The 7,301-nt window shown below is 63.6% G+C and carries 9 protein-coding genes; 4 read left to right on the top strand and 5 right to left on the bottom strand.

What is annotated here, in order from left to right; all coding sequences use genetic code 11:
* A partial coding sequence (locus EN749_RS26565) for an MFS transporter (protein ID WP_128364283.1) occupies positions 1–963 on the top strand: 963 nt, incomplete at its 5' end.
* Between the two features lie 32 nt (positions 964–995).
* On the opposite strand, the gene EN749_RS26560 is transcribed toward EN749_RS26565, so the two are convergent.
* Together EN749_RS26560 and EN749_RS26555 are read right to left on the bottom strand one after the other, a co-directional pair.
* On the bottom strand, positions 996–1,655 hold the full coding sequence (locus EN749_RS26560; protein ID WP_023813893.1) for a response regulator transcription factor: 660 nt from the start codon (positions 1,653–1,655) through the stop codon (positions 996–998).
* A gap of 120 nt (positions 1,656–1,775) precedes the next feature.
* On the bottom strand, positions 1,776–2,192 hold the full coding sequence (locus EN749_RS26555; protein ID WP_128364282.1) for a hypothetical protein: 417 nt from the start codon (positions 2,190–2,192) through the stop codon (positions 1,776–1,778).
* Positions 2,193–2,299: 107 nt separating this feature from the next.
* Here EN749_RS26555 and EN749_RS26550 point away from each other — a divergent pair, with 107 nt between their 5' ends.
* Both EN749_RS26550 and EN749_RS26545 read left to right on the top strand, forming a co-directional pair.
* Positions 2,300–2,650, top strand: a complete 351-nt coding sequence (locus EN749_RS26550; protein WP_164873710.1) for a DUF952 domain-containing protein — start codon at positions 2,300–2,302, stop codon at positions 2,648–2,650.
* Positions 2,647–3,723: a quinone-dependent dihydroorotate dehydrogenase gene (locus EN749_RS26545; protein WP_128364281.1), complete on the top strand. Its 1,077-nt coding sequence runs from the start codon at positions 2,647–2,649 to the stop codon at positions 3,721–3,723. The genes EN749_RS26550 and EN749_RS26545 overlap by 4 nt, the downstream gene beginning before the upstream one ends.
* A gap of 8 nt (positions 3,724–3,731) precedes the next feature.
* Here EN749_RS26545 and EN749_RS37835 read toward each other — a convergent pair whose 3' ends face one another.
* The gene (locus EN749_RS37835) at positions 3,732–3,905 is read right to left on the bottom strand and encodes a hypothetical protein (RefSeq protein ID WP_164748943.1); all 174 of its coding nucleotides are present in this window, start codon (positions 3,903–3,905) and stop codon (positions 3,732–3,734) included.
* Between the two features lie 300 nt (positions 3,906–4,205).
* A complete protein-coding gene (locus EN749_RS26540; RefSeq protein ID WP_128364280.1) occupies positions 4,206–5,561 on the bottom strand; it encodes an MATE family efflux transporter in 1,356 nt (451 codons plus the stop codon).
* Between the two features lie 132 nt (positions 5,562–5,693).
* On the opposite strand from EN749_RS26540, the gene EN749_RS26535 reads away from it, so the two are divergent.
* A complete protein-coding gene (locus EN749_RS26535; protein WP_128364279.1) occupies positions 5,694–6,599 on the top strand; it encodes a histone deacetylase in 906 nt (301 codons plus the stop codon).
* A gap of 66 nt (positions 6,600–6,665) precedes the next feature.
* Here the strand turns inward: EN749_RS26535 and EN749_RS26530 are convergent, their stop codons facing one another.
* Positions 6,666–6,929 carry a DUF6460 domain-containing protein gene (locus EN749_RS26530; RefSeq protein ID WP_128364278.1) on the bottom strand — a complete coding sequence of 88 codons (264 nt, stop codon included), beginning with the start codon at positions 6,927–6,929 and terminating at the stop codon, positions 6,666–6,668.
* Positions 6,930–7,301 lie beyond the last annotated feature (372 nt).

The following is a 7,301-nucleotide window of genomic DNA, read 5'->3' as shown; positions in this document are numbered from 1 at the left end:
CTGATGGGCGTCCACGAATCGAAGGATCCACAGGCGGGCCAGCTCGACGTAGCAGGCATCCTGACGCTGTCGCCGTCGGTTTTCTGCCTCGTTTTCTACATCATCCAGGGGCCGGATCTGGGTTTCTCCAGCCCTGCCGCGCTGGCGATCCTCGGTATCTCGATAGTGAGCTTCATCGCCTTCCTCATTGCCGAGAAGATCAGCCAGCGGCCGATGTTCGATTTCTCGGTCTTCCGGATCCGGCCCTTTTCGGGCGCCATCGTCGGCTCTGCCGCGATGAACCTCAGCTATTGGCCTTTCATGATCTACCTGCCGATCTGGTTCCACGCCGGGCTCGGCTATGACACCGTCTCCACCGGCCTTGCCCTGCTTGCCTACACGCTGCCGACGCTTGTGCTGCCGCCGTTGGCAGAGCGCTTTTCGCTGCGTTATCGGCCCGGCATCATCATTCCGGCGGGCCTCGTCATCATCGGCGTCGGGTTCATCCTGATGAAATTCGGCAGCGCCGCCGCGCAACCGGACTGGCTGACGATGCTGCCCGGCTGCCTGATCGCGGGGATGGGTCTGGGAATAACCAACACACCTGTCACCAACACGACGACGGGTTCCGTTTCGAGCGATCGCGCCGGCATGGCCTCCGGCATCGACATGAGCGCGCGCATGGTTTCATTGGCGTTGAACATCGCGGTGATGGGCTTCATCCTGGCCAGCGGTGTGCTGGCGCATCTGGGGCATGCGCTGCCCGACCTCGACGCTGCCCAATTGCGTCTTCTCGCCGAAGCTATCGCTGCTGGAAATCCCATCTCCGGGCTCGCCGGGACCGTCGCCCGGGATGCGCTGCGCAACGGCTTTGGCTGGGTCATGCTCTATGGCGGGATCGGCGTCTGGATCATGGCCGCCATCAGTTTCGCAAGCTTCAACGCCCGGCCGGTGCGGCGGACGGAGGTTCAGTGCTCTGATTGAACAATGTTCTGATTGAACAGGCGCCCTGGCGATCAACCCGCCGGCTGCAGCGGGTCGCTGCCGATCTTGGACAGGAGGATCACCGCCTGCGTGCGGCTGTCGACGCCGAGCTTCTGCAGGATGGCGGAGACATGCGCCTTGATGGTAGCCTCCGATACACCGAGTTCATAGGCGATCTGCTTGTTGAGCAGGCCCTCGGCCAGCATGCCCAGCACCCGTGTCTGCTGCGGCGTCAAAGCCTGCAGCCGCTTGATAAGGTCCGATATTTCGGGATCGCGCTCGATGCCGAGATCGACGCCGGCTGGTGCTGCGATGTCGCCGGCAAGCACCGATTGCACCGCGCTGCGGATCTCTTCCATGCTGGCCGATTTGGAGATGAAGCCGGAAGCGCCGAGATCGAGCGCCCGCCTGATAGTCGCCGGATCGTCATGCGCCGACACCACGACCAGCGGCACCGCCGGATGGATGCCACGCAGCGAGACCAGGCCGGACAGGCCGCTGGCGCCCGGCATCGACAGGTCGAGCAGTACCAGATCAACGTCCTCGTTGGCCACGACCAGCGCCTTGGCGCTCTCGAAATCGCCGGCTTCATGGATGGCGGCGACATTGCCGATGCCGGCGAGCGCTTCGCGCAGCGCACCGCGAAACAGCGGGTGATCGTCGGCGATGACGAAAGAATAGCCTGCCGGCAAATGTCCCTCCCCAAATGCCCGATGATTTTTGGCTTTTCGGGTTCAATTGGACGATTATGAGGGGCTGCGCGCTGTTTTCAAGCGGCAAAGCCAGCGCGCCGCCTCCCTTGGTTGAAGCGCTCAGGTCTTCTGGGCGCCGTTGTCCTTGTCCATATCCTTGACGATGCCCATGAAGCCGCGCAGGAAGCGCTCCATGTAGCTCATCGTCTTGTTGAAGTCCTCCTCGCTCGGCAGTTTCGATTCGAGGCGGGCGGAGAGCGAATTCTCGAGCTTGGTGACGCGCTCGTCCATCGCCTTCATCGAGGTTTGCAGGCGGTCGACCTCGTCCTGGAAAGCGGCGCGTTCGTCGGCCGCCATCTTGCAGACGAGTTGGCCGGAGCGTTCCTCGCAGATCGACATGGCGCCGGTCTGCGTATCGATACGGACAAAGCCGTTATTGGACTTTTCCAGGCGGTAGCGGTCGGTCTCTTCCGAATAGGCTGAAGCCGCGACCAGCGAAACGAGCGCGGCGGGGATCAAGATGTGCTGCAGACGCATGTTGTCCTCCATGGCCAAGGCCTCAGATATCGCATGTTTGCGCCGGAAATGGGGAAGACCCTTGGCGTGGCCTTTCCCGAATGGCTGGTTCGGACTATAGCGCAACCATGTCTCAGATTATCTACAAGATAACTCCGCAAGCGCCATGGCGCGAGGCCGAAACGCATGGCCGCTTCACCGGCGCGCCGATCGATGTCGCCGATGGCTTCATCCATTTCTCAACGGCAGCACAGGTCAGGGAAACGGCGGCAAAGCACTTTGCCGGCCAGACGGACCTTCTGCTGGTCGCCATCGACGGCGCCAGCCTGGGCGCTGCGCTGAGATACGAGGTCTCGCGCGGCGGCGCGCTGTTTCCGCATCTGTATGGCGTGCTGGACCTGAAAGCAGTGCTGTGGGTCCGGCCACTGCCGCTTGGCGCCGATGGTGTGCACCAGTTCCCGGCACTGGAGGGGCAATGAGCGTGCTCGACCGGCTCGGCCAGAAGCTGCTGTTCGCCTTCGATCCGGAAACGGCGCATGGCCTGTCAATCGCCGCCTTGCGATGCGGCGTTCCGGTTGGTGCACCGGCGGTCCGCGACGACAGGCTGAAGGTCAGCGTCTGCGGCCTCGATTTCCCCAATCCGATCGGCATGGCGGCCGGCTATGACAAGAACGCCGAGGTTCCGGACGCGTTGCTTGGCCTGGGCTTCGGTTTCGCCGAGGTCGGTACCATCACGCCGTTGCCGCAGGCCGGCAATCCGAAGCCGCGTATCTTCCGGCTGACTGCCGACGATGCGGTGATCAACCGATTGGGCTTCAACAATGAAGGCCATGCAGCGGCCGAAAAGCGCCTTGCCGCACGCAAGGGGCGCTCCGGCATCGTCGGTGTCAACATCGGAGCCAACAAGGACAGCAGCGACCGCATCGGCGACTATGAGCGCGGTGTCGCCCGGTTTGCGCAATACGCCAGCTATCTCACCGTCAACATCTCCTCGCCCAACACGCCGGGCCTGCGCAACATGCAGGCGCGCGAGCAGCTTGGCGAGCTCTTGTCGCGGGTCATGGCCGCGCGCGCCACGGCAACGGCGCAGCCGCCAGTGTTCCTGAAGATCGCGCCGGATCTGGTCGAGGCAGAGCTGGAGGACATCGCCGCCGAGGTCACCGAAAAGCAGGTGGACGGCGTCATCGTCTCCAACACCACCATCTCCCGACCGCCATTGCGCAGCGGCGACACCGCGCGCGAGACCGGCGGGCTCTCCGGAAAGCCGCTGTTCGAGCGTTCGACCATCGTGCTGGCGAAGATGCGCAAGCTGCTCGGACCGGACCGCGCCATCATCGGCGTCGGCGGCGTCGATTCCGCCGATACGGCGCTGGACAAGATCCGTGCGGGTGCTGATCTGGTCCAGCTCTACACCGGCATGATCTATGCCGGGCCTTCACTGCCAGGCCGTATCCTTTCCGGAATGGTCCGTTTCGTCGAAAAGGAACGGCTGAAGTCGATTTGCGAGTTGCGCGGCAGCCGCCTCGACTTCTGGGCGTCCAGGCAACTCTGAGCCTGCTCTCAGGAGCGTAGATTGCGACTGACGGCCCGCTCGCAAATGGCGCCGCCGATGGCAGGCAACACGCCGAAGAGAAGCAATTGCGCGGTGCCGCCGATGCCAGAAACCGCGGAGAGAATGAACGCAGCGAGCAATCCCAACGCCGCGCCCAAGACATATGGCAGGTAGCTTCGCATAAGCTCGCCCTGGAACAATTGGTGCATCAAGTCTGTTGGAAATCGACTGGAAGTGCAAGTGCATCCGACCGCACAGCAGGGCAACGAACTCGGTTTAACGGGTTGCTTCGGAGCCTCGCCGGCGCATTGGCTAACGTAGCATCAAACGAAAAACCCGCCTGTGCGGCGGGTCACTGGCGCAAATCAGCACCATGGCCAAAAATGTACCATAGCTGAGATCACCGAGTCAAGAAAAAATTCCTATCGCGAACAGGTGCCGTTCGCTGCCTGGACGGCGCAGGGCCTTCCGGAGGGCACCGTCTAAAACGCCGTCCGCACCCTGAGCCGCAGGATCGTCAGCAGGCTGAAGCCTCGCACCAGCAGGAAGACGTGCAGCGCCGCCCACAGTCCATTGTTGCCGAAGGCGGGCGCAAGGGTCAGCAGCGCGGCCGCGAAAACCAGGAACGACAGCAGCATCATGTTGCGCATGTCGCGGGACCAGGTCGCGCCGATGAAGACGCCATCCATCTGGAACGCCAGCACACCGCTCAGCGCCGTGAATGCCGCCCATGGCAGGTAGATGTCGGCCACCGAACGGACTTCCTCCGATGTCGTCACGAGAGCGACCAGGTTGGCGCCCCCAGACAGCATTACCAGCGTCGCGGCTCCCGCCAGTCCGAAACCCCAGAACAGCGTCAGCCGCACGGCCTGGCGGAACGGTGCGGCGGCACGTGCGCCGACGGCACGGCCCGCCAGCTGTTCGGCGGCGGTGGCAAAGCCGTCGAGGAAATAGCCGGCGACGAGGAAGAAGTTCATCAGCACGGCGTTGGCGGCCAGCGTCACCGTGCCGAACTGCGCGCCCTGGCGGGTGAACAATGCAAAGGCGGCGAGCAGCGAGAACGAGCGGATCATGATGTCGCGGTTGAGCGACATCATGCGCAGGAAGGCGGCCATGTCGAGCAGGCGGTGGCGCGGCAAGGATGGGGCGGCCCGGAACCGGCGGATGACGATCGCCAGGCCGAGCAGCATGGCCAGGAACTCACCGGTGACGGTCGCCCAGGCAACGCCGGCGACACCCCAGCCAAGTTCCAACCCAAGCAGGAAGCAGAGCGCGATGTTGATGCCGTTCAGCACCAATTGCAGCATCAGCCCAAGCCCGCCCTCGCCGCGCCCCAGCACATAGCCGAGGATGGCGTAGTTGATCAGCGAGAACGGCGCCGCGAGCAGCCTGATCCTGATGTAGACGCCCATCGCCTCGCTGACGCGCGGTTCGGCACCCATGAACTTTTGTCCGGCGATGGCGACCAGCGGCGCAAGGGCAGCGAGCACGATGCCGGCGATAACCGCGATCAGCACGGCGCGCCAGAACACCGCCTGTTCCTCCAGGGCGTCGCCGCGCCCAAACGCCTGTGCGACGAGCCCGGTGGTGCCCGAGCGCAGGAAATTGAAAGAGGTGAAGACGACGTCGAAGATCAATGCGCCGGCCGCCAGGCCGCCAAGCAAGGCGGCATCGCCAAACTGGCCGATGACAGCCGTGTCGACCAGGCCGAGCATCGGCGTCGTCAGATAGGCAAGCGTCATCGGCACGGCGATGGCGAGCACGGAACGATTGGTGACGACAAATGATCCGGGGTTGATTGGGGATCTGGCGTCGGCTGGGGTTGCACCCTGGTCCAAGGATTGCTGCCTTGCTGATTGCGGCTTGATCGAACTGCCGATGTGCCCCATTTTCCAGCCACCGCGCAATCACTCTTCCCGTGACGGCCAACCGAAATCCCGGTCTGGCGTGAGCCAGCCGGATACGATTTCATGCCTCTGCAGATCGTCCATCATCCCGACTACGACGCCGGCTTCGCCGTCAACCACCGCTTTCCGATGAGCAAATATCCCTTGCTGATGGAGGCGCTGCGTACACGCGGCCTCGCCGGCCCCGACGCGCTCAGCACCGCCGAACCGGCACCGGTGTCATGGCTGGAGCTTGCCCATGCGGCGGACTATGTCGACCAGGTCGTCAACTGCCGCGTGCCCGAGAAGATCGAGCGCGAGATCGGTTTTCCGATCGGACCCCGCGTCTCGCTGCGCGCGCAGCTTGCCACCGGCGGCACCGTGCTGGCGGCGCGGCTGGCCTTGCGCCACGGCATTGCCTGCAACACCGCCGGCGGCAGCCATCATGCGCGGCGCGCGCAAGGAGCGGGCTTCTGCACCTTCAACGATGTCGCCGTCGCCGCGCTGGTCCTGCTCGCCGAAGGCGCGGCACAAAACATCCTGATCGTCGACCTTGACGTGCATCAGGGTGACGGCACGGCGGATATTCTCGCTGATGATCCGCGCGTGTTCACCTTTTCCATGCATGGCGACCGCAACTACCCCGTGCGCAAGATCGCCTCCGACCTCGATGTCGCGCTGCCCGACGGCACGGGTGACGCCGCTTACATGAAGAGGCTCGCCGCTATCCTGCCGGAGCTCTCCGCCCAAGCCCATTGGGACATCGTGTTCTACAATGCCGGCGTCGACGTCCATGCCGAGGACCGGCTTGGCAGGCTGTCGCTATCGGATGACGGCCTGCGCGCCCGCGACGACATGGTGATCAGCCACTTTCGCACGCGGGGCGTTCCGGTGTGTGGCGTCATCGGGGGGGGCTATTCAACTGACGTGCCCACGCTTGCCGCGCGCCACGCCATCCTGTTCGAGGTGGCCTCGGGCTATGCCCGATAGAACGATCTTGTCCAAAAACCGGGTGCCAGGGTTCGCTGACGCGGACCTGCGGTTCGGGATCATGCTCTACTTCCGGTAGTTGGCGAGCCTCAACAGGATGAAGGCCGGCACGACGATAGCCGCGCCCAGCAGGATATAGCCGAGGAAACGGTCGACGGCGTGGAAGCCGAGATTCCACAGGTCCATGAAGAATTTGCGGATGCCATAGAGCACATCCATCGGCGACCAGCCGAAGGCGTTCATGACCAGGCCGACGAGGAAAGACACCACCAGCAGTTTCAGGATCACCTTGAGCGGCGAGTCGCCAAGAAAGCGCGTCAATGCGGACAAGGCCCGTCTCCAGATTGAGGTACCCAGGCTAGAGGGCGTCAGCCAGACATACGCACTTGGCTTGTCCGCTTCAAGCCGGGAGTTTTGCGGGATAGCGAGACACCGAGCATAGTGTGGCCGCAAGCCGAGCCCAGGCGCATGGCAGACTGCCGGCTACTGCCGCAGCGATCCCGCTGGCTTATCTGTTTTCTAACCAATTGCCGCTATTCCCAATCGAATAGCGGGAGCAAGGCTTTGGTGGAGACGGAGAGAAACACCGCGCGACGCGGCGTCATGCTGTCGGTGGTCATCCCATGCTACAACGAGCTGGATGGCGTGGCCGAACTGCATCGGCGGGGAACGGCCGCCTGCCTTTAACAAAGCCCCTCCTAC

It is taken from the genome of Mesorhizobium sp. M7A.F.Ca.ET.027.02.1.1, from assembly GCF_004022985.1.
Lineage (GTDB): Bacteria > Pseudomonadota > Alphaproteobacteria > Rhizobiales > Rhizobiaceae > Mesorhizobium.
This window is presented reverse-complemented; position numbering and strand designations above follow the sequence as displayed.

What these genes read in the sequence shown, in the direction of transcription:
- EN749_RS26555 (WP_128364282.1), bottom strand. Translation starts at nt 2,192, where the DNA reads ATGCGTCTGCAGCACATCTTGATCCCCGCCGCGCTCGTTTCGCTGGTC.
- EN749_RS26550 (WP_164873710.1), top strand. Translation starts at nt 2,300, where the DNA reads ATGTCTCAGATTATCTACAAGATAACTCCGCAAGCGCCATGGCGCGAG.
- EN749_RS26545 (WP_128364281.1), top strand. Translation starts at nt 2,647, where the DNA reads ATGAGCGTGCTCGACCGGCTCGGCCAGAAGCTGCTGTTCGCCTTCGAT.
- EN749_RS37835 (WP_164748943.1), bottom strand. Translation starts at nt 3,905, where the DNA reads ATGCGAAGCTACCTGCCATATGTCTTGGGCGCGGCGTTGGGATTGCTC.
- EN749_RS26535 (WP_128364279.1), top strand. Translation starts at nt 5,694, where the DNA reads ATGCCTCTGCAGATCGTCCATCATCCCGACTACGACGCCGGCTTCGCC.